1 protein-coding gene is annotated in these 1,418 nt (G+C 31.9%); it reads left to right on the forward strand.

The annotated features are described in order from the left end of the window. The coding region (locus B0A66_RS22685; protein ID WP_244283583.1) for a S41 family peptidase at positions 1-1,262 on the forward strand (1,262 nt) is incomplete at its 5' end. Positions 1,263-1,418: the final 156 nt, after the last annotated feature.

Genomic DNA, 1,418 nt, shown 5'->3' on the forward strand with positions numbered 1-1,418 from the left:
ATGAAATAGACCCGAATGGTCCTGCTTTTAAAACGGGGCTTATTAGAAAGGGAGACCAAATTGTGGCAGTGTCCAATAATAAAGAAACACTTCAAGTATCCTGCGCTTCTTTAGAGTCTATTTCTACTATGATTTTATCTGAGTCGAATAAAAGTATTTTGCTTACACTAAAACGAAATGCCGGTAAAAGCTTTGATGTGTATATCGAAAAGCAAATTATGAAGGACGAGGAGAATTCTGTCTTCAGCTTTATTATAGGAAAAGAAAATAAGATTGGATATATAAAAATTCCTAGTTTTTATGCTGATTTAGACGGAAGCAGTCCAAAAGGCTGTGCTGATGATGTGGCAAGGGAAGTAATTAAATTGGAGAGAGATAACATCAAAGGTCTGGTTATTGACCTTATTGATAATGGTGGAGGATCTATGGAAGAGGCTATAAAACTAGCCGGGATGTTTGTAGATTATGGTCCTATTTCTATTGTGGTAGACAACAAGCATCAAAAATCGGTTATTAATGATCCTTATAAAGGTTTAATTTACCGTGGTCCAATTGTGATTTTAATTAATAGCAATACGGCTTCTGCAAGTGAATTTTTCTCATCAATTCTTCAAGATTATAACCGTGCCTTACTTTTAGGAAGTAATACACTTGGTAAAGCGACGATGCAAACTATAGTTTCTCTTGATGAGGAGAAAAATACTGATTTCTTGAAAATCACGATTAATAAGTTTTACAGAGTTACAGGTAAAAGCCACCAAAACGGAGGTGTTAAACCTGATGTTGTATTACCTGAATTTTATGAAGGCGTGTATCAAAAAGAAAGTGATTTTCCGACTGCAATTAAAAACGACAGTATAGAATCTAATTTAAAGTACAAAACCTACGTAAAAAGAGCTGTAATCGATAAAATAGCGAAAAGCAGCACGGTTCGTCTGGCCGATAATGCTTATTTTAATGACATCAAAAAAATAAACACTAAAATTGATCAGATGGTGAATACACCTAAAGCAGAAATTCCAATGACTTTGGATGCGGTTTTTCAACAAAAAAAGACTTTAAACACGCTATGGTCTGAAATAAACACATTTAACGATCACAGTAATCCATTAGATGTTTACAACTCAACGGTTAATCAATTTTTACTGGGTGTGTATCCTTCTGAGAAAACTATAAACCAATATCAGATCAATAACTTAAAAACAAATCCTTACCTGAACGAAGCGGTTAATATTATTACGGATTTTAATGCTTCTCGATAGATGTTAGATTGTTAGACTTCTTAGATTTTAGATTTTAGATTTTAGATTTTAGATTTTAGATTTTAGATTTTAGATTTTAGATTTTAGATTTTAGATTTTAGATTTTAGATTTTAGATTTTAGATTTTAGATTTTAGATTTTAGATTTTAGATTTTA

This window comes from Flavobacterium hercynium (assembly GCF_002217285.1).
Lineage (GTDB): Bacteria > Bacteroidota > Bacteroidia > Flavobacteriales > Flavobacteriaceae > Flavobacterium > Flavobacterium hercynium.